The sequence below is a fragment of the Ruegeria sp. TM1040 genome (genome assembly GCF_000014065.1).
GTDB lineage: Bacteria > Pseudomonadota > Alphaproteobacteria > Rhodobacterales > Rhodobacteraceae > Epibacterium.
Genome location: NC_008044.1, coordinates 2,504,735 through 2,528,051 on the forward strand (window position 1 = coordinate 2,504,735; position 23,317 = coordinate 2,528,051).

Consider the following 23,317-nt stretch of genomic DNA (forward strand, 5'->3'; position numbering starts at 1 on the left):
AGGTGCGCCCCCTTATGTTCTGTGAACAAGACGGTGATCCGCGCGTGGACACAGGCCCCACACGCCCGCCGACATAAAAGGAGCAGAATGTGTCGCGAGGAACAGGTGTTACGGGGTTGGCCGCAGAGATGGCGGATGGCGTGCTGCGCGGGGCAGAAACACTCGGCGACGCCCTCACGAGCCCATTTGCAGCGCCTTCGCTGAGGCTGGGTGTGACCGGGCTAGCGCGTGCAGGCAAGACGGTGTTTATCACCTCGCTGGTCGCCAACCTGATCGACAGGGGACGGATGTCGCAGCTCTCGGCCCATCGTGACGGGCGCATCGAGGCTGCCTATCTGCAACCCCAACCCGATGACACCGTGCCCCGGTTTGATTTTGAAAACCATCTCGCCGCCCTGACCGGGCCGAGCCCACATTGGCCAGAGAGCACCCGGGCCGTCTCCGAACTGCGCCTGAGCCTGCGGATGCGCCCCGGCGGTATGTTCGGCGGTCTGACCGGCCCGCGCATCCTGCATCTCGACATCATTGATTATCCGGGCGAGTGGCTCTTGGATCTGTCCTTAATGGACAAGGACTACCTCAGCTGGTCCGAGGATGTGCTGCGCCGCATCAAGACCCGTGCGGAGGCTCAAGCGTTCTTGCGCGCGGCAGAGGCTGCATCCCCCGCCGAGAGCCATGACGAACCGCTGGCGCAGGGGCTGGCGCAGGCCTTCGCAGACTATCTGCAGGAGGCGCGCAACGCCGGGTATTACGATTGTACACCCGGCAGGTTCTTGTTGCCGGGGGATCTCGCGGGCTCTCCCGTTTTGACATTCGCCCCCCTGCCGCCGAGCGAGGCCCCGCGCGGCAGCCTCGCGCGCGAAATGGCACGCCGCTTTGAGGCCTATAAGTCGCAGGTGGTGCGCCCGTTCTTTCGCGATCACTTCTCGCGGATCGACAGGCAAGTGGTCTTGGTGGACGCTCTTGGTGCGCTGCATTCCGGCCCCCCCGCCATGGAGGATCTGCGCCGCGCCATGACGGATATCCTCAGCACCTTCCGCCCCGGGTCCAACCGTTTTCTGAGTCAGTTGCTACGGGGGAAACGCGTCGAGAAGATCCTCTTTGCCGCCACCAAGGCCGACCACCTCCACCATCAACAACACCCGCAACTCACGGCAATCATCGAAGCCTTAACTCATGAAGCCCGTGAGCGGGCGCAATTTGCGGGCGCTGAGACGGCGGCCCTCTCGCTGGCAGCGTTGCGCGCCACCACTGAGGAGCTCCGCATGCATGAGGGGGTGGAGTTGCCCTGCGTGCGCGGCATTCTAGCCGACAGCGGCAAGCCGGCTGCGCTTTATCCCGGCCGCCTGCCCGAAGATCCGCGGCATCTGCTGACGCCAGCCCGACAAGGAGCTGATACCTGGCTTGATGGCAGCTACGCCTCCATGCGCTTCGCGCCACAACCGCTGACCCTGAAACCCGGCGACGGGCCACCGCATATTCGGCTGGATCGCGCGGCCGAATTTCTGATCGGAGACCGTTTGTGAGCTCTGTCCTGCGCCCCGCCACACCATTGGATGCCAGCAAGCTTGGCGAGATACTCTATCGGTTTGAGCATGAGACACCCTGGATGCCCAAAGAGCACTCGCTGGCGGAGACCATCGCCTTTTGCGACCGCATGATCGCTCAAGGGTGGATCACAGTCGCGCAGGACCCCGCATCCGGGCAGATCCTCGGCTTTTGCGCAAAGGACGGGCCGGAAATCTGCGCGCTTTACTTGCTGCCAGAGCACACCGGGCTCGGCGTTGGCAAACAGCTGCTCGATCAGGCCAAGGAGACAAGCCCCGAGCTGCAACTCTGGACGTTTGAGGCCAATCATGCCGCACAGCGCTTTTACAGGCGCGAGGGCTTTGTCGAAACGCAGCGCACCAATGGTCACCGCAACAGTGAGGGCCTGCCCGACATCGAATATCGCTGGCAGGTCAAAGAGATGGAGCATGCCACATGAGCCGCGACCCGATAGTTTTCGACGTCGAAGACGATGACTCCGCCGCCCCGCATGTCAGCGATGCGCCCCCGGTGCCTGATCTCGACACCCCCACAGCGGTGCAAGCCTCCGCGACCCTATTGGGCGCGCGCGCGCGTTCCGGTTGGGGCGGGTGGATCTGGGGCGGAGTTGCAGGATTGATCACCACCCTCGCAACAGTGGCCGCATGGGATTATGCCACAAGTCTCCTTGACCGGATGCCGGTGCTCGGGCTGATCTTCTCGTTGGCTTTTGCAGGGCTGGTTCTTTTGGCACTGTTGTTCTGCGCCAAGGAACTTGCCGCCGTCGGCCGGGTCCGGCGCGTGGAGGGCTTGCGACAAGCCTGCAGCGAGGCCCGTGGGGGCACGCTGGCGGAGGCTCAGAACCAGGTCGGCGCTTTGGTGCGGTTCTACAACGGACGCGCGGATCTGGAATGGGGGTTGAAAAACCTCAAGGAGCGCAAGTCAGAGATCCTAGATCCAGATGCGCTGATCGACCTTGCAGAGGCAGAGCTGATGCGTCCGCTGGACGCGCGCGCCGTTGCGGAAATCGAAGCCGCCGCCCGTCAGGTTGCTGGCGTCACTGCCCTGGTGCCGCTGGCGCTGGCAGATGTGTTGACGGCACTCGTTGCAAGTCTGCGGATGATCCGCCGGATCGCAGAGATCTACGGCGGGCGCTCGGGCCTCTTTAGCTCATGGCGCCTGACACGCGCGGTGCTGTCGCATCTGGTGGCCACCGGGGCCGTTGCAATCGGGGATGACCTTCTGGAACCGATCCTGGGCGCTTCCGTCCTATCCAAACTCTCGCGGCGTTTTGGCGAAGGGCTGGTCAATGGCGCCCTCACGGCGCGGGTTGGCCTTGCGGCGCTGGAAGTCTGTCGCCCGATGGCCTTTGAGAGCGAAGACAAACCACGCCTCGGGAAGGTGCTTCAACGCGCGCTCAGCGGATTTGCCAGATAACACAGCAACACGTGACATCGGGTCAAATCAGTTTCGGCGGCTCATCTTTGGGCTGGCGAATGGATTCGATCCCGGTGCGGAACCCTTCGCCGATGCGATCGGCGAGATGGCCCCATTGCAGCGCCTGTTCAGCCGTAACCTCGCGCTCAAGAACCGCGTGGAACAGACCAAGCCAGACCGGGAAATGCTCTGCCCGCACATCAGGTCGGGACAGGTGTTCGCGCATCGGAAACCCGTCATAGACCCGCTCGCGCAGGATCGCGTTGCGCCAGAAATTGGCAATCTTCTCCTCATGTTGAGGCCAATCCTCAACATGCGCGTTAAAAACGGGCGCAAGTACCGGATGGCGGCGGACTTCGCCGTAAAAGACCGAAACCACCCGCCTGATGTCATCGGCGGAGATCTGGAACCGCGCCAATGGTTGCACGTCTTGCATGGTTATGTCCTTCACCCGGTTTCCCGCATCGTGCCTAGCAGCATTGGCAGGCCATCTAAAGCGCGCATGACGTCGCAGCGATTGTGGCCGCAGCTGCACTTTACCCTCGTGCGACAAGCCCCTATAAGCGAGCGCATGATAGCGACTGCAAAACAACGTGTGGCCTTCATTATTCGAATTATGACCCCGGCGCTCTGAACAGACGAGACGCCGGGCAAAGGTGCTTGAGTGATCGCACCGAACCGAATATCCCCAAAATCGACCCGTTGATGCAAAAGGACGCCACCGATATGTGCGCCGATAAGACCGAAGTCACGCCCGAATACAAAAACACGCTAAATCTGCCCAAAACCGATTTCCCCATGCGCGCAGGCCTGCCCAAGCGCGAGCCCGCATGGCTGGAGCGTTGGGAAAAGATCGGCGTCTATGACCGCCTGCGCGAAAAGGAAGGCCGTCAGCCGTTTGTGCTGCACGACGGTCCGCCCTACGCAAACGGCCACCTGCATATCGGTCACGCGCTCAACAAGACCATCAAGGATATGATCGTCCGCTCGCATCAGATGATGGGTTTTGACAGCCGCTATGTGCCGGGCTGGGACTGCCACGGCCTGCCGATCGAGTGGAAAATCGAAGAGCAGTACCGCAAGAAGGGCAAAAACAAGGACGCGGTGCCGGTCATCGAGTTCCGTCAGGAGTGCCGCAAATTCGCCGAGGGCTGGATCGACATCCAGCGCGAGGAGTTCAAGCGCCTGGGCATCACCGGCAACTGGCCCAATCCCTATATCACCATGGATTATCATGCCGAGGCGGTGATCGCCGAGGAATTCATGAAATTCCTGATGAACGGCACGCTCTATCAGGGCTCCAAGCCCGTGATGTGGTCGCCAGTTGAAAAAACCGCGCTGGCCGAGGCCGAGGTCGAATATCACGACAAGGAAAGCTTCACCATCTGGGTGAAATTCAAGGTGGTTGAACCTGCCGATCACAAGCTGGCCGGGGCGCAAGTGGTGATCTGGACCACGACTCCCTGGACCATCCCTTCGAACAAGGCTGTCGTCTACGGTGCGGACATTGCATATGGCCTCTACGAGGTCACAGGTACGCCGGACGAGTGCTGGGCCACAGTGGGCGACAAATACCTGCTTGCCGACAATCTGGCCGCGGATGTGTTCAAACGCGCGCGTCTCTCGGAAGATCAATATAAGCGCGTTGCAGATGTGTCTGCAGAGGATCTTGCAGGCATCGGCCTTGCGCATCCGCTCGCGGGTTCTGAAGGCTCCGAAGGCGAATGGGACGGCATCCGTGATTTCCGCGCCGCGCCCTTTGTGACCGACACCGAAGGCACCGGTTTTGTGCACTGCGCGCCGTCGCACGGTATGGAAGAATTCGAACTCTATCGTGATCTCGGCATGCTGGAGCAGATGATCACCTACAACGTCATGGACGACGGAGGCTTTCGCGCCGATCTGCCGTTCTTTGGTGGCAAATATATCCTGAACCGCAAAGGCGGCGAAGGGGATGCCAACAAGGCGATCATCGACAAGCTGGTCGAGGTCGGCGGCCTTCTGGCGCGCGGCAAGATCAAGCACAGCTATCCGCATTCCTGGCGCTCCAAGGCACCGATCATCTATCGCAACACGCCACAGTGGTTTGCCGGTGTGGATCGCAAGCTAGACGACGGCATGGGCGACTATGGCGACACCATCCGCGAACGCGCACTGCGTTCCATCGACGAGCTGGTGAAATGGACCCCGCAGACCGGCCGCAATCGTCTCTATTCGATGATTGAAAACCGTCCGGATTGGGTGCTGTCGCGCCAGCGCGCCTGGGGTGTGCCGCTCACCTGCTTTACGAAGAAGGGTGCTCTGCCTACGGACGCGGATTACCTGCTGCGCAACAGCGAGGTGAACGCCCGCATCATCGCCGCCTTTGAGGAAAACGGCGCCGATGTCTGGTACGAGGACGGCTTCAAGGAGAAGGTGCTCGAGGGCATCGTGGCCCCGGACGACTACGAGCAGGTCTTTGACGTGCTGGATGTGTGGTTTGATTCAGGCTCCACCCACGCCTTTGTGCTGCGCGACCGCGAGGATGGCACCGAGGACGGGATTGCCGACGTCTATATGGAAGGCACTGACCAGCACCGCGGGTGGTTCCACTCCTCGCTGCTGCAGGCCTCTGCCACCAAAGGCCGCGCGCCCTATCGCAATGTGGTGACGCATGGCTTTACGCTCGACGAGAAGGGCATGAAAATGTCCAAGTCGCTCGGCAACACCATCGTCCCCGAGGAAATCGTCAAGCAATACGGCGCAGACATCCTGCGTCTCTGGGTGGCGCAGACCGATTACACCGCCGATCAGCGGATCGGGGCAGAAATCCTCAAAGGGACTGCCGACAGCTACCGCAGGCTGCGCAACACCATGCGCTATATGCTCGGCAGCCTCAGCGACTTCAACGAGGATCAGCGGGTAGAGCCTGCGGATATGCCGGAACTGGAGCAATGGGTCCTGCATCGCCTGGCCGAGCTCGATCGCACCGTGAAGGCAGGCTATAAAGCGTTTGATTTCAATGGTGTATGGCAAGCGATTTTCAACTTTGCCACTGTGGATCTGTCGGCCTTCTACTTCGATATCCGCAAGGACGCGCTCTATTGCGATGGCGACACGCTGAACGCCCGTGCGGCGCGCACCGTGTTGGACATCCTGTTCCACCGCCTGACCACATGGCTGGCACCGATCCTCGTGTTCACGATGGAAGAGGTTTGGCTCGAGCGGTTCCCGGGCGAAGAAAGCTCCGTGCACCTTGTCGATATGCCCGAAACACCGCGTGATTGGATCAACGAGCCGCTCGCAGCCAAATGGGCCAAAGTCCGTCAGGCGCGCCGCGTCGTGACCGCCGCTCTGGAAGTGCAGCGCACAGACAAGGTTATCGGCGCCTCGCTCGAGGCAGCACCTGTCGTGCATGTGCGCGAGGCGGACGTTCTGGAGGCCCTGAAGTCGGTGAATTTTGCCGACGTCTGCATCACCTCTGACGTGCAACTCACCAATGATCCAAGTCCGGCAGAGGCCTATCGCCTGCCAGAGGTCGATGGTGTGTCTGTGGTGTTTGAAAAAGCCGAAGGGGAGAAGTGCCAGCGGTGCTGGAAGATCCTACCCGATGTGGGCAGCCACGCGCATCCCGGCACCTGTGGACGCTGCAACAGCGCTCTGGGCGGCTGACACCCGTACGCACCTCAGATCATGAAAAAACGCCCGGAGCAAAAGCTTCGGGCGTTTCTTGTTCAGTGGAGGCACACGCTGATCAGGCAGCAACTCGAGACAGCACATCCTGGGTGTTCGTGTACATCTCCTGTGCAAAGCTCCCCGAGGAGATCCCTCGGAACACGTTGTCCTGCGCGACCTGCTGCATCTGGCTGCTCAGCGCGCTTTCCAGCGGCGGCAGGCTGATCGGGTCAAAGCTCTGCGGCAGAGGCGAAAGCAGTCCCTCCGTCTCAATGCTGCTCGCAGACGCAGAAGACGACGAAGATTTCTCGTAAGCGGGCAGCGTGTCACTGCTGAAGAGGGAGTCGAGATCCCGGTCTCTGGGCGCGGGGTCATCACTCAGGAAATTGCCCAGACGGCTGTTGGCAAATTCCGCACCGGTCGCACCGCTGTCGCTCGAAGAGAGAGCGACCGTGTCGGTGACCGTAAACACAACGGGGGTCACATTGTTTGAAGGCACACCCGCATAGGGGCGCATCGCTGTAATCATCTCAATTCCTTTCCACCTGCGTGTCGGGTCGAGACTCCCCGGATCGGGCCAGATCGGGCGTCGCGCCTAGCATATCGGAAAAGAGTTGCTCCGGGCGCGATGCTTAGGGTTTTAGGTATTTTGTTGACGCTGCACCTTGGAAGCATTGTCAGGATGCACAGGCCAAAAGCGCCCGCTCGCTGGTCTGCTGCCTTATCCCTGCGCTCAATGGGGACGGTCCCGTGAACCTACGCGACATCCGGCCCGGCCATTGTCCGGCCTGTCAATGCGGTATCTGCTTGTTGACGCACGACCAAGCCCGTCACTCAAAACAGGATATTTCTGTTTTCTTACAATTTGTTGGCGGTCGCATCCCGGACCATTCAGGGTTTCGTCCTTTTGCAGCAGGGGTGACTTATCCCTTGATTTGCCGGTGCCTGGAACGCCCTAGGCATCCTGTCGAAAAGGCTGCGCAGAAAGATCCGCCAATATGGTGGTGCGCCCGTGCGTGTGGCCTCAAGTTCGTGAGCAGGGAGGTTCACTGAACCGGGTCCATCTGCGACAGCATTATACATTGCATTGTAAAGAAGCGATCTGAATTCCGATCGGCATTGTTGCCCACCAAAACCTGACGAAGGATACCGCTGGTCGCAAGACAGATCTCCTGTCGAGATGTTTTGGCCCAAAGCGTACACCGGCCTGAGCAGGCAATCCGCCCCTCCAAACAGGAAAGCCCCCCAAGAGAGGGGGGCTTTGCAAGTTCGCTTTTTAACGTCGCCGGAGCGATCGTGGATCACTCTGCCGCTTCTGCGTAGTCCTCAAGCGGCGGGCAGGTGCAGATCAGGTGACGGTCGCCATAGACGTTGTCGACGCGGTTCACGGGCGGCCAATATTTGTCGACACGGAAAGCACCCGGCGGGAAGCAGCCCTGCTCGCGCGAGTAGGGGCGATCCCAGTCTTTCACCAGATCTTCCATCGTGTGCGGAGCGTTCTTGAGCGCATTGTTCTCGCGCGGCATCTCGCCGGACTCGACCGCTTTGATCTCGTCACGGATCGACAACATCGCATCGACAAAACGATCCAGTTCCGCCTTGGTTTCGGACTCGGTTGGCTCCACCATCAGAGTGCCCGCAACGGGCCAGCTCATGGTAGGAGCGTGGAAACCGCTGTCCATCAGACGCTTGGCCACATCGTCCACGGTCACATCTGCGCTGTCGGCAAAGGGACGCGTATCGAGAATGCACTCATGCGCAACCCGACCTGTCGGTCCTTTGTAGAGCACGTCAAACGCACCTTCGAGCCGTTTGGCCAGATAGTTGGCCGAGAGGATCGCAACCTTCGTCGCCTGCGTCAGACCTGCACCGCCCATCATCAGGCAATAGGCCCAGGAGATCGTCAGGATCGACGCCGACCCCAGGGGCGCCGCAGAGACAGGCCCTTCGGATCCACCGGTTTCAGGATGCCCCGGGAGGTGTTCGACCAGATGCGCTTTGACGCCGATCGGTCCCATGCCGGGGCCCCCACCGCCATGCGGAATGGCAAAGGTTTTGTGCAGGTTGAGGTGGCTCACATCCCCCCCCAGATCGCCCGGACGGCTCAGCCCCACCATGGCGTTCATGTTGGCGCCATCGATATAGACCTGACCACCCGCATCATGGGTGATTTTGCAGACCTCATGCACGGTTTCCTCAAACACGCCATGGGTCGATGGGTAGGTGATCATGCAGCCCGCGAGGTTGTCGGCGTGTTTCTCGGCCTTGGCACGGAAGTCCTCAAGATCGATGTCGCCGCGCTCGTCGGATTTGACCACAACCACTTTCCAGCCAACCATCTGAGCGGAGGCCGGGTTGGTGCCGTGGGCGCTCATCGGGATCAGGCAGATATTACGGTGCCCTTCACCGCGCGCCTTGTGATAGGCGGCAATGGTCAGGAGGCCAGCATATTCGCCCTGCGCGCCAGAGTTCGGCTGCATGGAGATCGCATCATAGCCGGTAATGTCGCAGAGCTTCTTCGAAAGGTCTTCAACCATCTCGCCATAGCCAGCCTGCTGATCCGCAGGTGCAAAGGGGTGGATGGTCGAAAACTCTGGCCAGCTGAGCGGCATCATTTCCGCTGCCGCGTTGAGCTTCATGGTGCAGGAGCCAAGCGGGATCATCGCACGGTCCAGCGCCAGATCGCGATCCGCAAGGCGACGCATGTAGCGCATCATCTCGGTCTCGGCGCGGTTCATGTGGAAGATCGGGTGCGTCAGGTAGTCCGACTTGCGATGCATGTTCGCAGGCACGCGGTAGTCCGGGGTGAAATCATCATCCGCACGCACGATGCCAAAGGCACGCCAAACCGCTTCGATGGTTTCGGGGCGGGTGGTTTCATCCACCGAGATCCCCACACGGGTTTCACCCACGCGACGCAGGTTGATCCCTTCGTCCACCGCCGATTTCATGACGGCTGCCTGCAGCGGTCCAACATCGACGGTAATGGTATCAAAGAAAGCCTGCGGGTCGACTTTGAAGCCGGCCTCCTCGAGGCCTTTGGCCAGACGCACGGCCTTGCGGTGGATGCGTTGCGCGATCGCCTTCAGACCTTTGGGACCGTGGAAGACCGCATACATGGACGCCATCACCGCAAGAAGCGCTTGCGCAGTGCAGACGTTCGAGGTCGCTTTTTCACGGCGGATGTGCTGCTCCCGGGTCTGCAGCGACAGACGGTAAGCTTTGTTGCCATGTGCATCGACAGACACACCGACGATCCGGCCCGGCATGTTGCGCTTGTAGGCGTCTTTGGTCGCCATATAGGCCGCGTGCGGCCCCCCTGCCCCAACAGGCACGCCAAAACGCTGGGTGGAGCCGACCGCAATATCTGCTCCCATCGCACCCGGCTCTTTCAGCAGCGTGAGCGACATCGGGTCGGCAGAAACAACAGCGATGCCCTTGTGTTCGTGGAGCTTGGCAATGTGGTCGGTAAAGTCGCGCACATGGCCATAGGTGCCCGGATACTGGAACAATGCACCAAAGACAGCCTCGGGATCCATCTTGTCGGGGTTGCCAACGATCACCTCGATACCTAGCGGTTCGGCGCGGGTTTTCACCACCGCGATGTTCTGCGGGTGACAGTCGCGGTCGACAAAGAAAGCCTTGGCTTTGGACTTGGAGACACGCTCCGCCATGGTCATGGCTTCGGCGCAGGCGGTGGCCTCGTCCAGAAGCGAAGCGTTGGCGATTTCAAGACCGGTCAGATCAGAGATCATGGTCTGGAAGTTCAAGAGTGCCTCAAGACGCCCCTGCGAAATCTCGGGCTGATAGGGCGTGTAGGCCGTGTACCAGGCAGGATTTTCAAGAATGTTGCGCTGAATCGCGGGCGGGGTCACGGTGCCGTGATAGCCTTGGCCGATCAGCGAGGTCATTACCTTGTTCTTGCCTGCGACCTCGCGCATGTGAAACAGCAGCTCGCGCTCGGACATCGGGCGGCCAAAGTCCAGCGCTGCTTTTTGACGGATGGATTGCGGCACGGTCTCATCGATCAGCGCATCTAGGCTGTCGGCGCCGACCACCTTGAGCATCTCGGCCATTTCCTCGGGCGAGGGACCGATGTGGCGCCGATTGGCAAAGTCATACGGGAGGTAATCTGTCGGTTCGAAAGGCATCGTTGCCTCCTTCAGGGTCTGTCAGATCTCGGGATCAAAGGCGTGCACCATTGGGTCGGGCAAACCCGGTTACGCCCTTGCAGGTAAAAGAGGGGCCCGCACCACACGGCAACGGGCCCAAACGCATCAGCCAATGAAGTCTTTGTAGCCAGCCTCGTCCATGTAGTCGTCCATCGGCGACATGTCGGAGACTTTGAGTTTGAAGAACCAAGCTTCGCCTTCCGGGTCCTCATTGACCTTGGACGGCGCGTCCACGATGGCCTCGTTGACTTCGACCACTTCACCGTCGAGCGGCGCGAGAATGTCCGACGCTGCCTTAACGGATTCGATGACCACGATCTCGTCGTCCTTGGAGACTTCGCTGCCCACTTCGGGAAGCTCAACAAAGACCACATCGCCCAGCTGCTCGGCCGCGTGGGAGGTGATGCCAACAGTCACAACGTCGCCTTCGACCTGCAGCCATTCGTGTTCTTCGGTGTATTTCATGGGTTCTCTTCCTGTGTTGGCCGCTTTAGCGGGGACCGGTTTTAGCGTTTGAAGTTGGCCGCCACGAAGGGCAGCTTTGCAACAGTGACGGGCACGCGCTTGCCGCGCAGCTCGCCAAAGACCTGTGTGTCCAGAGCAGCATGCTCTGCGGTGACGTAGCCCATGGCGACCGGGCCGCCAACGGTCGGACCAAAGCCACCAGACGTGATGGTGCCGATAGGGTCGCCACCTTCGGCACTTGCGTAAAGCACAACACCCTCGCGCATCGGCGCACGGCCCTCGGGCTTCAGACCCACACGTTTGCGCGGGGCCTTGCCACCGAGATCAGCAAAGATCGCATCCGCACCGGGAAAGCCGCCCGCGCGGTCGCCACCCGGGCGGCGTACTTTTTGGATCGCCCAGCCAAGAGCGGCCTCAAACGGGCGGGTCTCAGTGTCGATGTCGTGTCCATAAAGGCAAAGCCCGCCCTCAAGGCGCAGGGAATCTCGTGCGCCGAGGCCAATGGCCTCAACGTCGGCATGTGCCAGCAGAGCCTTGGCAAAGGCCTCTGCGCCGGCTTCGGCGACGGAGATCTCATAGCCATCCTCTCCGGTATAACCAGAGCGGGAGATCCAGAGCTCTCCGCCTTCATATGCGAAGGTTGCCACATCCATGAACTTCATCGCCGCAACGCCAGGCACCAACGCCTCCAGCGCCGCCTCAGCGGCAGGGCCCTGAAGGGCCAGAAGCGCGCGATCGGTGACAGGCTCGACTGTTACTTCGGGTTCAAGCGCGGCCTTCATGCGGGCGATGTCAGCGTCCTTGCAGGCTGCGTTCACAACCACAAACAGGTGATCACCGCGGTTGGCGAACATCAGGTCGTCCTCGATGCCGCCCGTATCGTTGGTGAACAGCCCGTAGCGTTGGCGCCCCTCGGACAGCCCGAGTACATCCATCGGCACCAGCTTTTCAAACGCAGCGGCCAAGGCCTCATAGCTCTCTCCACGCAGAATCACTTGCCCCATGTGGCTCACATCAAAGAGCCCGGCTTTCTCGCGGGTGTGCGTGTGTTCTTTCATGATCCCGAGCGGGTATTGCACAGGCATGGAGTAGCCAGCAAAGGGCACCATCTTGGCCCCGAGGCTCTCGTGCAATTCAGTAAGGGGAGTGGTCTTCAGATCCGACATATCGGCCTGCCTTCCGCGTCTGCGGCCGGTGCGGTCAAATCATAACATGTCAACGCGTCGATTGGCATCCGGCATCCAAGGTTTTGCGCAGGCTGAGCCTGCACGCTTTGATGCCCCCTCTGTCCCTTCGCCTGAGATCGTTATCCCTTCGGCGGCCCGATCTGGTCGGGCTCTCTCCAGAGTAGTTACGCGCACACGGTCCTTGTGGCCTGAGAGTTTCCGGGGCGGTTGCTCCTTCGGCACCGATCAGCGAGGCGCCAAGCCTCTTGGTCGGTTCTCCCATGTGCTGCGGCGGACGCTAGCAGCGCGGCACGCGTGGCGCAAGACGGAATCGATCCCCATTCTGTCGCAAATAGTAGCCTTTCTGCGCCCGGGCTCCCTCCAGACGCGATTGTATCAAGCCTGCCGCATTATTGTGCGGGTGGATTGCCGGGCGCAAAAAGCGCTGCCATAGCTTTGCCCATGAAGATAGCGATCAACGGATTCGGCCGCATTGGCCGTACAATCTTGCGCCAGATCCTGACCAGCCCGCGCGGCTCCGGGATCGAGGTGGTTTGCATCAACGACATCACCGATGCGGAGATGTGCGCCTATCTGTTCCAATACGACAGCACCTTTGGCCCCTACCCGGGCGAGGTGTCGCTCGAGGCGGGTACGCTCTGCGTCGACGGACGGCGGATCGCGCTTCACCAAGAGGCCAATGTGACCAACCTCGACCTCGCGGGTGTGGATGTCTTGATGGAATGCACAGGCATTGCACGCACGACCGACCTGGCACAGCGCGGCCTGACCGCAGGAGCGCGCAAGGTTTTGATTTCCGGACCATCTCCGGCTGCCGAAGTCACCGTTGTATATGGCGTCAATGATGCTGACCTTGCAGGCGCGCAGATCGTGTCGAACGCCTCTTGCACCACCAATGCGGTTGCAGGGCTGGTGCAGCTGGTGGATGCGGTCGCCGGAATTGAAACCGGTCACATGACCACCATCCACTGCTATACCAACTCGCAACCGATGGTGGACACACCGCGCGGCGACTTCGCCCGGTCGCGGGGAGGCGCACAGTCCATGGTGCCCACGACAACCTCCGCAATGCATCTGATCGACGTCGTTCTGCCTCGCCTCAAGGGGCGGATTTCCGGCGCCGCCGTACGGGTTCCGACCGCCAGCGTTTCGGCGGTGGATCTCGTGGCAACCCTGCAATCAGAATGGGATCAATCCGATCTCCTGATGGCCCTGAAGGCATCGGCCAACGGCTCGCCCATCTTGGGATGGACCGAACAGCCGCTCGTTTCTTCGGACCTGCGGGCGCGGCCAGAATCGCTGATTATCGCAGCCCCCGAAACCCGCATGGTGGGGACGCAGCAGCTGCGCATCTTCGGCTGGTATGACAATGAATGGGGCTTTTCGGCGCGGATGCTTGATGTCGCGCGCGCGATGCAGCCCCAGGTCTGATCGGCGCATTTTCGCCACGCCACTACAGCAATTCTCCTCTACATGGGCTCGACCCGGCGGGCCGAGGTTTTATGTCACCGGCCATGCGTGTAGCCTCATTCATATGCCGTTGGCTTGTTTCTGCCAGCCACGGTTCTGCACCGCCCCGCCTGCCCGCTGCCGGAGATTTCATGTTCAGATTTTGCCAATTGCGCCGGACTGCCTTTCCCCTGTGCCGCACTCTGCGCCCCTTGTCGCTGGCCTTGAGCCTGAGTGTCGCCCTATCGGCCAGCCCCCTGTCGGCGCTGGATGCAAACCTCGCCGCTCCCAAGGCACCGGACGATCTCGCCGAACGGCTGCGCGGCGCAAGCGCGGCGCTTGGGCTGAGCCAAAACTCGGAAACACAAGAGATCATTGCGGCATCGCTCTCGGACTATCGGACCTTGGTTCAAGTCCTTTATGACGCGGGATATTTTGCGCCTGTCGTCAATATTCGTCTGGATGGGCGCGAGGCTGCGGCGATCAACCTGCTGAACCCGCCAAAGCGCGTGCAGAACATTGCCATCACCGTCGATCCGGGCCCGGCCTTCACCTTTGGCCGTACCGTCGTCACCCCCCTGCCCGCGGGGGGGACCGCGTCCCTGCCCGAAGGCTTTGCGACCGGCAAACCCGCCAACACCGGTGCCATTCAGGAGGCTGCAAACGCGGGCCTTGGCGCCTGGGATCGTGCCGGCCACCCGAAGGTAGAACTTGCCGGTCAATCCATTACGGCCAATGCGGTCAAACGGCGCCTCGATGCCGAACTCAGGATCGCGCCGGGACCACGGCTGCGCTTAGGCAACCTCAGAATTACAGGCGAATCCGACGTTCGACCTCAGGCGATCCAGCGGATCGCAGGCTTTGCCAAAGGGCAAACCTATCATCCCGATCTCGTCTCAAAAGCCGCCAATCGCCTGCGCCGCACGGGGGCGTTCTCGACCGTTGCGCTGCGACAGGCCGACGTGCCGAACCCCGATGGCAGCCTCGATTTCATTGCCGAAGTCGAAGATCTGCCCAAGCGGCGTTTCACGTTCGGGGTGGAGATTTCCTCGTCGCAGGCGATGGAACTCAGCACCAGCTGGATGCACCGGAACCTGTTTGGCGGCGCCGAGCGATTGAAAATCGACTTTTCGGTGAGTGGCATCGGCAGCAGCGACATCAACAGCAGCATCACCGCGCGTCTGGACCGCCCGGCTGCCCTGGGCACGGACCGGAACCTGTTCTACCTCGCCTCGATCGAGCAGTTGCGTGAAGAGCATTACACCGCCCGCAGCGCCTTGGCAGCGGTCGGGGTGCGGCGCATCGTTTCCGACACCACCTTTGTCGAAGGCGCGCTCGGATTGCGCTACATCAACGCGGACGACGCCTATGGCAGCAACCGCGAGTTCAAATATGTGGCCGCACGTCTGCGGGGCGAAAAGGACATGCGCAATATCAAGACCAACCCGACGGCTGGCTACTATCTCGACGGGGAAATCGTCCCCTTTGTGGGCGTATCGGGTGGCGATCCCGGGGTGCAGATCAACATTGATGCCCGCGGTTACAAAGCGCTAGGCAACTCTGATCGTCTGGTCCTTGCAGGGCGTGTGCAGCTTGGCTCGATCATCGGTCCAGACCCAAGCGATGTCTCTCCGACATTTCTGTATTTCTCGGGCGGTGCGGGCTCCGTGCGCGGACAGGAGTTCCAATCCCTCGGGGTTGACACCCCCGGCGGCACAGCCGGTGGGCGCGCCTACCTTGCGCTTTCGGGCGAGCTGCGCGGGCGGATCACAAATGCGATTTCGCTGGTGGGCTTTTACGACGTCGGCTTTGTCGACAAAGACAGTTTTATCAGTGGCGACAGCGAATATCATGCGGGGGCCGGTATTGGTGTACGCTATGACGTCACCGGTGTTGGCCCGATCCGGCTCGACCTCGCGATGCCGGTGGCGGGCGACACCGAAGACGGGTTGCAGTTTTACATCGGCATAGGACAGGCGTTTTGAAACAGAACCTCCAGAGCCTCATCTTCACCTGTGGCCTCGCCACCTGCCCGGTCCTGACTCCCCTGCCCACCCTGGCACAAGACGCGTCAGAATCTGGCGGCCTCTTGGTGTCCTTTCTCGAGGATACACTCTCCGGCGACAGCCGCACGGTGAGTGTCGAGGGTCTGGAGGGCGCGTTTTCCTCGCAGGCAAAGATCGCCAAGCTAACCGTCTCTGACGCAGAGGGCATCTGGTTGACGGTCGAAGGAGCCGAGCTCGATTGGAACCGCCTGGCACTGGTACGCGGACGCTTTTCGGTCAATCACCTCAAGGCAGATCGCATAACCGTGGCGCGCAGCCCGGAACCGGTGCCCGCAGACCCGGAATTGCCCATGCCCGAGGCGACACCTTTCCGGCTCCCGGAATTGCCTGTGTCAATTGAGATCGGCGACATCGCCGCAGGTGAAATCCGGCTTGGCGAAGCCCTGACCGGCCAAGCAGCCTCCCTGTCGGTTGATGGCGCGCTGACACTAGCGGATGGGGCGCTGGAGACCGACCTCAATGTGGCACGGTTGGACAGGCGCGGTGACGCGCTCCATCTTGCGGCGTCTTTTTCCAACACCACCGAACAGCTCGCACTGGATATTGCGCTCGACGAGGCACCCGGCGGCTTGCTCTCGACCGCGATGGACTTGCCCGGCCGCCCTGATCTACGCCTCGCCATCAAAGGCGAAGGCTCGCTTACAGATTTCACGGCAGACATCGGGTTTGCCAGCAATAGCCACGACCGCATCACAGGGACCGTGAGCCTGAGAGGCCTGGGAGATGTCGACAGCGATACTGATGCGGGGCTGGCGTTCTCGGCAGACATCGGGGGCGACATAGACCCGCTGCTCCCGCCCGCATATCGCCCCTTCTTTGGCCCCGGCATGCGCGCCAATGTCAAAGGGCGCAGCCTGAGCTCTGGCGGTGTCGAACTTGACAACCTCGTGCTGCGTACCCGCGCCTTGCAACTGACCGGCGCGCTACGCCTAGAAGCGGGCATGTTGCAGACCGCCAATATCAAGGCTGCAATCACAGCGCCCGAGGGGCAAGCCGCGGTAATCCTTCCGGTGTCAGGCGCCGACACCACGGTTGCTGCCGTGACGATGGATTTGAAGAAGCCGGAAGGCGAAAACTGGACCATCAACGCCGAACTCGACAGCCTGCGCACAGCAGACCTGAGCATCAAACGCGCGGTCGTGAACGCCGCAGGGGCGCTGGACCAAGACGCAGGTTTTAACCTTGATGGGGCACTTGATGCGCGGCTCAGCGGCTTTGTGCTTTCGGATCCTGCGCTGGCTGCGGCAACCGGCAGCAAACTCAGCCTCAGCGCACAGCTGACGACGAAAGACGGCGCCGATTTTCTGGTGCGCGATCTCGAACTGCAGGGCGACTCTTATAGCGCGCGGGGCGAGTTGCGTTTTGACAGGCTCGAAGGAGATCTGCGCATCGCCACCACGCTCAGTCTTCTGGCAGAAAACCTCAGCCGGTATTCGGTGTTGGCCGGGCTGGATCTGTCAGGATCGGCAGAGGCCGATGTGAGCGGGCATTTCCAACCTCTGAGCGGCGCCTTCGGGGTCGATCTTGCGCTTCTGGGGCGCGATCTTGGCACCGCAATCCCGAATGTGGACCCGCTCTTGGTGGGAGAGAGCCGCCTGAAACTGGTGGCCGCGCGCGACACGGCTGGAATCCGGATTGACCAATTTCACCTGCAAACCGCAGAAGTATCCGCCACCGGGCAAGGAACGCTCGATAGTGGCGAAGGCGCGCTGCGCCTTGATGCCACGCTCGCACGGCTCGACCGGTTTGTGACCGACCTGCCTGGCCCGCTCACGCTCTCGGCGAATTTCGACCGCAGTGGCAACCGTCTCGACGGCACTGTCGCTTTGCGCGGGCCACAGAAAACCGCGATGGATCTCGACGGCAGCTTCACGCTTGACGGTGCAGCCGATTTTGGGTTTGAGGCCTTTGTTGGTGCGCCCGAAGCCTTTGTTCCCGAACTCGCTGGGGCGCCGGTGATTGCAACTGGCACGGCCACTCGGCGCGCGGCGCAATGGACCGGGGATATGACGCTCACTGCCACCGGCGGTACGCGCGCCCGGATCAAGGGGGGATTTCATGAGGCCGACGGCGCGATCGACCTTGATCTCTCCGCGCTGTTGGCGCGAGTGGAGCAATTTGCCCCTGCCATCACCGGTCAGGCCACGGCAAGACTGATCGCATCCCGGCGGGACGGTCAGTGGCAGGCCAAAGGTGATGTCACGGCCCCCGGCGATACCACCGCAACTTTTGACGCAGGCTTTGTTGAAACCTCGGGCGATCTTGATCTCAAGCTGAAGGCGGAGGTGGCAGAAGTGCGCGCCTACGCGCCAACGCTTCCAGGGCGGGCCTCAGCGGATATTTCCGCTACCCGGCGGGCTGGCGCATGGGCGGCAGGGGGCAAGGTTACAGGGCCCGCAGGAACGGCGGCTGACCTCGATGTCGAGCTCAGTGAAACCGATGGCACGGCCCGCGTCCGCTTTGACGCCCTGGTGCGCGAGCTACAGCAGATTGTACCAGGGCTGGACGGGGCACTGAGCGCGAAGGGGGAAGCCCGCCGCGCAGATGGTATCTGGACCGTCGAGAGCACCGCAGACGGCCCACTTGGAATGGCCTCACGGCTGGCTGGAACATGGGATGAGGCGCGGGCAATCGCGGATGTCTCGGCCAAGGGAACGTTGCGGCTGGAAGGGGCCAACGCCTTTTTGAAGCCTAATCTCATCAAGGGGCTGGCCGAATTTGATCTCGCACTGCGCGGGCCGGCGCAACTCAATTCGGTGAGCGGCACAATCACCACATCCGGCGCGCAGATGGTTCTGCCCCAAGCAGCGCAGACCATCGAGGGGATCTCCACCCGTATCTCGTTGAATAGTGGTTCCGCCGCCGTGAATCTTTCGGCCCGTCCGCGTGACGGCGGGCGCATCGAGGTCAATGGCCCGGTCTCTCTTGCCGCGCCTTATGCAGGGGATCTGCGGATCTCGCTCGCTGACGTGGTGCTGACCGACAACCTGTCATTTGACACCTCCCTTGGCGGGCAGCTGCGCTTTTCGGGCGCGCTTGCGGGAAACAGTCGCCTCTCCGGGCGGATCGACATTGGCGAAACCAACTTCAACCTCAACACAGCCGGGGGCGCTGTATCAGCCGCGCCCATTCCGCCAATTCGCCACGTCGGCCAAACGGGCGCACAGATCGCAACCAGAGCCCGCGCCGGCTTGATTGAGACGGGATCTGCGGCTTCCAAGAGCAACAGCAATATCGCACTTGATGTGCTTATCAGTGCGCCAAACAAGATCTTTGCGCGGGGCCGCGGGCTCAATGCGGAACTGGGCGGCACAATCGCGGTGGGTGGCACCACCGCCAATCTTGCGCCTTCCGGGCAAGTGGGTCTGATCCGTGGCACCTTTGACATTCTGGGGCGCAGGCTGAACCTCGACGAAGGGCGCGTGACGCTCTTGGGCGACCTCAAGCCCTATCTGGAGTTTGTCTCGAGCGCCAATACCGAACAGGGCACTGCCACCCTCTCTATTGCCGGTCCCCTCGATGGCCCGCAGATCAAAGTCACATCAGAGCCACCTCGACCAAGCGAAGAGGCGCTGGCCCTGCTGCTGTTTGGGGACAACATCCAAGACATTTCACCGCTCGCGCTTGCGCGGCTGGCCAGTTCTGCCCTGACACTGAGCGGTCGCGGCGGTGGCGCGAACAAGGCGCTGCGTGACAGCACCGGCGCCGACAATGCAGATATTGGCATCGACAATCTCGGCGTGGGGCAGCTGGGGCTTGGCGGGTATCTTGCGGACAACGTGTACACGGACGTGAACGTGACCGCCGAGGGCAACAGCGAACTGTCGATCAACCTCGACCTTACCAAATCCCTCACCGTGGCCGGCAAGGCCGATAGCGAAGGCGAGACGGGGCTCGGGGTGTATTTCAAGCGGGATTATTAAGGCATGCGCACTGCGCCACCTTCCCAGTGCGACACGCGCCCAAGCGGGCCCCTGCGTGTTGATGCCATTGTCATTGGGCGCAATGAGGGCACGCGTCTGCTGGCCTGCCTTGACAGTCTCGCAGGTCAGGTGCAGCGGATCATCTATGTCGACAGCGGTTCGACCGATGGTTCGGTTGCGCAGGCAGAGGCGCGTGGCGCTGAAGTCGTCGCGCTGGACATGTCACGCCCCTTTACTGCGGCCCGCGCCCGAAATGCGGGGCTTCAGCATCTTGGCGTATCCGGGACACCTGGGCTGGTGCAATTCATTGACGGTGACTGCGTGCTGGATACGGGCTGGCTGGCCCAGGCCACAGATTTCTTGGCCCATCACCCGGATGTGGCGGTTGTCTGTGGCCGCAGGCGCGAGCGCGCACCCGAAGCCAGCGTGTACAATTGGCTCTGCGATCAGGAATGGAACACGCCAGTTGGCGAAACCCGTGCCTGCGGAGGGGATGCACTGATGCGCCGCGACGCGCTTTTGGCGGTGGGGGGATACCGTGACACGCTGATTGCAGGCGAGGAACCAGAGCTCTGCGTGCGCCTGCGACACGCCGGCTGGCGGGTCTGGCGGCTGGATCATGAGATGACGCTGCATGACGCACAGATGTTCAGGTTTTCGCAGTGGTGGAACCGCACGCGTCGTGCAGGTCATGCCTTTGCCGAAGGCGCGTTCCTGCATGGCGCGCCGCCTGAACGGCATTGGGTCACAGAAACACGCCGTGCGATTGTCTGGGGGGCGCTGCTGCCATTGCTGATCCTGCTGAGCGCCGTCGTCTCGCCACTGCTTGCAGCCGCTCTGGCCCTTCTCTACCCGCTGCAGTTCCTACGCCTGTCGCGCAGGATGAGGCCGATCGCGGCCTTCTATTCCGTTCTCGGGAAATGCCCCGAAGCCCTCGGCGTGATCGAGTTTCATCTCAACAGGCTGCGTGGCAGCCAGCGGGACTTAATCGAGTACAAATAGCTGCCCAGCCAGCGGCGACCGAGCGGTCTCCGTCCGCTCAGCGGTGAGTGGCGACCAGAGGATTGACCTAGATTTCGCGTCTTGCGGCGCTTGCGTCCATCCGCAGGCGCAACGCGTGGACGACTTGGCCCGGCAGGATCAGAATGCACTTGATATAGCGCGGCATCAAACGGAGCGGGTTGCTCAGCATGCGCCAGAACCACTCGAGCGCAAGTTTTCGCATTAGCCTTGGTGCACGCCGTTGAGCGCCCGCGATGAAATCCAACCCTGCCCCAATCGACGCAAAGCCCGTGCGCGGCGCAAGCTCCCGGCCAAGACGGGCAAAATGTTCCTGCTTGGGCGCACCGAGGGCGATAAAACACAGCCCGATGTCTTGGGCATCAAGGTCTTGCAGGATACCGCGCGCCTCTGCGCCAAACGGATCAAACCCTCTGCTGGGCGCGCGTACATAGACGACCTCAAGCCCCGGCACACGGCGGCTCAGCTCTGCGCCTGCTTTTTGCAACACGGCTTCCGAAGAGCCCACGAGCGCCACCTTGGCCTTGGCAGATGCGGCCAGTTCAGCGAGCGGCGTCACCATGTCGGACCCCGGCATCAAGTCGACAGGCTGGTTCGCAAGATAGGAGAGCCAGGTGATCGGGCGCCCGTCCGCAACGATAAAATCCTGCGCCTGATACGAAGTCAGAAAAGCCTGATCATGCCCCAGCTTCACCAAATGATCGAGATTGATCGTCGCCAGCGCAAAGCCGTCGCGCTCATGGAACCTGTTCGAAATTTTGGCTTTCAACATGCGCCAATTCGGGACATTGACCGTAATGCTTTGTTTATCAACAGAAAATTCATATTCCGACAGCTCTCTTGGTGCCTGCACAAACTTCTTTTTACCATATTTCCGAAAAACTTGTGCCCGATCTGAAGTATACCGTACTAGGGAATCTGGGTCGAAGTGAGGCGAGAATGAGTGCCTAACGCGATTGCAAACTTGATGTTGCTGGTGTGGCCAGTTGCGGTGCTGGTGTTTTTTCAACGGCTCCCCTTGCAACGTGCAATCTTGCTCTGTCTGATCGGGGGCTACCTGATCTTGCCACCTGTCGCCGCCTTTGACCTGCCGCTCGTGCCGGATCTCGACAAATTCTCGATCAGTTCGATCATGGCGCTTGTCGGCTGCGTCTTCGTGGCAAAAGCTCCGGTGCCGTTTTTACCCAGTGCGCTGTTCCTGCGCATTCTGGTCATCGTATTTGTGATCAGCGCGATCCCCACCGTGCTGACCAATTCCGATCGGATCCTGTTTGAAACGCTGCAAGACGCCGCGCCGATCATCTTTTATCATTCGGAACTGCCCGGTTTGCGCTGGCGCGATATGGGTTCGGTGATGATCGGGCAGGTCATCGTTTTGATCCCGTTTTTCATCGCGCGCCGCCATCTTTCGACGCCAGACGCGCATCGCGAATTGCTACTGGCCTTCTGCATTGCGGGTCTGTTCTATTCCATTCCCTCCCTGATCGAGATCCGTTTCAGCCCGCAGATGAATGTATGGATCTATGGATTTTTCCAACATGACTTTGCCCAGATGATTCGGATGGGGGGCTATCGGCCAATCGTGTTCCTGCCGCATGCGCTCTGGCTTGCTCTGTTCATGTTCAGCGCCTTGATCGCTACCGTGTCGCTGGCCCGCGTGGCAGAGTCAGGCAGCCGCGCACGCCTCTACGTGGCCGCGTTCTACCTCTTTTGTATGCTGGTTTTGTGCAAAAGCATGGCATCGCTGGCCTATGGGCTCGCCTTTACCCCCGTTGTCGCGCTGGCGTCCTATCGCCTGCAGGTTAAACTGGCATTGGCTATCGCGCTGATTGGTTGCATCTACCCGATCCTGCGAAACGCGCATGTTATTCCACTAGAGACGGTCTTGACCAAGATCGAAGAATTCAGCCCGGATCGCGCGCAGTCTTTGGGCTATAGATTTGAAAACGAGGAGGTTTTGTTAGAAAGGGCTGCTGAAAAACCCGTTTTTGGCTGGGGCGCCTGGGGAAGGAACCTGATCCGAGATGAAAACGACGGCCGCATCCTTTCCATTCCAGACGGCCGGTGGATCATCACCTTTGGGAGTTTCGGATGGGTGGGCTACCTCGCGGAGATGGGGCTTTTGACGAGCACGCTTGCCCTGCTCTACTGGGCGATGCGACGACAAGAGACATCCAGAATATCACCGCATGTCTCTTGTATATCGCTGATCTTGGGTGCCACCATGATTGATATGTTGTTGAATGATACGCTGGTGCCGGTCACCTGGATGTGTGCGGGAGCCATTTTGGGCTATGCGGAACGGGAACTTTACCCGAGGAGCTTTGCCCCCCGTCAAGCGCTGTTCGGTGGACGTCAGGCATTAGACATGCCCGCTACAAAGGGCCAGTCACATCCGGTGATGGACTAAAGCAGCT

At 61.0% G+C, this 23,317-nt stretch carries 15 protein-coding genes and 1 riboswitch; of the genes, 9 read left to right on the top strand and 6 right to left on the bottom strand.

What is annotated here, in order from left to right; all coding sequences use genetic code 11:
• Positions 1–128: 128 nt before the first annotated feature.
• Genes TM1040_RS16345 through TM1040_RS16355 form a run of 3 tightly spaced genes read left to right on the top strand, consistent with a single transcriptional unit; the run spans position 129 to position 2,964 of the window.
• The gene (locus tag TM1040_RS16345; RefSeq protein ID WP_011539705.1) at positions 129–1,526 is read left to right on the top strand and encodes a YcjX family protein; all 1,398 of its coding nucleotides are present in this window, start codon (positions 129–131) and stop codon (positions 1,524–1,526) included.
• Positions 1,523–1,987 carry a GNAT family N-acetyltransferase gene (locus tag TM1040_RS16350; protein WP_011539706.1) on the top strand — a complete coding sequence of 155 codons (465 nt, stop codon included), beginning with the start codon at positions 1,523–1,525 and terminating at the stop codon, positions 1,985–1,987. The genes TM1040_RS16345 and TM1040_RS16350 overlap by 4 nt, the downstream gene beginning before the upstream one ends.
• Entirely contained in the window at positions 1,984–2,964 is a 981-nt protein-coding gene (locus tag TM1040_RS16355) for a YcjF family protein (protein ID WP_011539707.1), read from the top strand. Before TM1040_RS16350 ends, TM1040_RS16355 begins: the two co-directional genes overlap by 4 nt.
• A gap of 22 nt (positions 2,965–2,986) precedes the next feature.
• Here the strand turns inward: TM1040_RS16355 and TM1040_RS16360 are convergent, their stop codons facing one another.
• Positions 2,987–3,400 carry a group III truncated hemoglobin gene (locus tag TM1040_RS16360; RefSeq protein ID WP_011539708.1) on the bottom strand — a complete coding sequence of 138 codons (414 nt, stop codon included), beginning with the start codon at positions 3,398–3,400 and terminating at the stop codon, positions 2,987–2,989.
• A gap of 290 nt (positions 3,401–3,690) precedes the next feature.
• Here TM1040_RS16360 and ileS point away from each other — a divergent pair, with 290 nt between their 5' ends.
• Positions 3,691–6,615 (top strand): isoleucine--tRNA ligase, encoded by a 2,925-nt coding sequence (gene ileS, locus TM1040_RS16365; protein ID WP_011539709.1) that lies wholly within the window; start codon positions 3,691–3,693, stop codon positions 6,613–6,615.
• 82 nt (positions 6,616–6,697) lie between these two features.
• Here the strand turns inward: ileS and TM1040_RS16370 are convergent, their stop codons facing one another.
• From TM1040_RS16370 to gcvT, 4 genes are all read right to left on the bottom strand, one after another.
• Positions 6,698–7,147 (bottom strand): hypothetical protein, encoded by a 450-nt coding sequence (locus TM1040_RS16370; RefSeq protein ID WP_011539710.1) that lies wholly within the window; start codon positions 7,145–7,147, stop codon positions 6,698–6,700.
• A gap of 772 nt (positions 7,148–7,919) precedes the next feature.
• Positions 7,920–10,769 (bottom strand): aminomethyl-transferring glycine dehydrogenase, encoded by a 2,850-nt coding sequence (gene gcvP / locus TM1040_RS16375; protein ID WP_011539711.1) that lies wholly within the window; start codon positions 10,767–10,769, stop codon positions 7,920–7,922.
• Positions 10,770–10,895: 126 nt separating this feature from the next.
• Complete coding sequence (gene gcvH / locus TM1040_RS16380; RefSeq protein ID WP_011539712.1) at positions 10,896–11,255, bottom strand: glycine cleavage system protein GcvH; 360 nt, start codon at positions 11,253–11,255, stop codon at positions 10,896–10,898.
• Positions 11,256–11,296: 41 nt separating this feature from the next.
• The gene (gcvT, locus tag TM1040_RS16385) at positions 11,297–12,421 is read right to left on the bottom strand and encodes a glycine cleavage system aminomethyltransferase GcvT (protein WP_011539713.1); all 1,125 of its coding nucleotides are present in this window, start codon (positions 12,419–12,421) and stop codon (positions 11,297–11,299) included.
• A 186-nt stretch (positions 12,422–12,607) separates the two neighbouring features.
• Positions 12,608–12,713, bottom strand: a riboswitch (glycine riboswitch).
• A gap of 170 nt (positions 12,714–12,883) precedes the next feature.
• Between gcvT and TM1040_RS16390 the strand changes: the two genes are divergently transcribed.
• From TM1040_RS16390 to TM1040_RS16405, 4 genes are all read left to right on the top strand, one after another.
• Positions 12,884–13,873, top strand: coding sequence for a type I glyceraldehyde-3-phosphate dehydrogenase (locus tag TM1040_RS16390; protein WP_011539714.1), 990 nt, complete (start codon positions 12,884–12,886; stop codon positions 13,871–13,873).
• A gap of 170 nt (positions 13,874–14,043) precedes the next feature.
• The gene (locus tag TM1040_RS16395) at positions 14,044–15,876 is read left to right on the top strand and encodes an autotransporter assembly complex protein TamA (RefSeq protein ID WP_011539715.1); all 1,833 of its coding nucleotides are present in this window, start codon (positions 14,044–14,046) and stop codon (positions 15,874–15,876) included.
• Positions 15,873–19,880: a translocation/assembly module TamB domain-containing protein gene (locus tag TM1040_RS16400; RefSeq protein WP_011539716.1), complete on the top strand. Its 4,008-nt coding sequence runs from the start codon at positions 15,873–15,875 to the stop codon at positions 19,878–19,880. Before TM1040_RS16395 ends, TM1040_RS16400 begins: the two co-directional genes overlap by 4 nt.
• 3 nt (positions 19,881–19,883) lie before the next feature.
• Positions 19,884–20,882 (top strand): glycosyltransferase, encoded by a 999-nt coding sequence (locus TM1040_RS16405; protein WP_011539717.1) that lies wholly within the window; start codon positions 19,884–19,886, stop codon positions 20,880–20,882.
• Positions 20,883–20,949: 67 nt separating this feature from the next.
• Here the strand turns inward: TM1040_RS16405 and TM1040_RS16410 are convergent, their stop codons facing one another.
• Positions 20,950–21,672 (bottom strand): WecB/TagA/CpsF family glycosyltransferase, encoded by a 723-nt coding sequence (locus TM1040_RS16410; RefSeq protein ID WP_011539718.1) that lies wholly within the window; start codon positions 21,670–21,672, stop codon positions 20,950–20,952.
• Between the two features lie 171 nt (positions 21,673–21,843).
• On the opposite strand from TM1040_RS16410, the gene TM1040_RS16415 reads away from it, so the two are divergent.
• Positions 21,844–23,310: a membrane protein gene (locus TM1040_RS16415; RefSeq protein ID WP_011539719.1), complete on the top strand. Its 1,467-nt coding sequence runs from the start codon at positions 21,844–21,846 to the stop codon at positions 23,308–23,310.
• Positions 23,311–23,317: the final 7 nt, after the last annotated feature.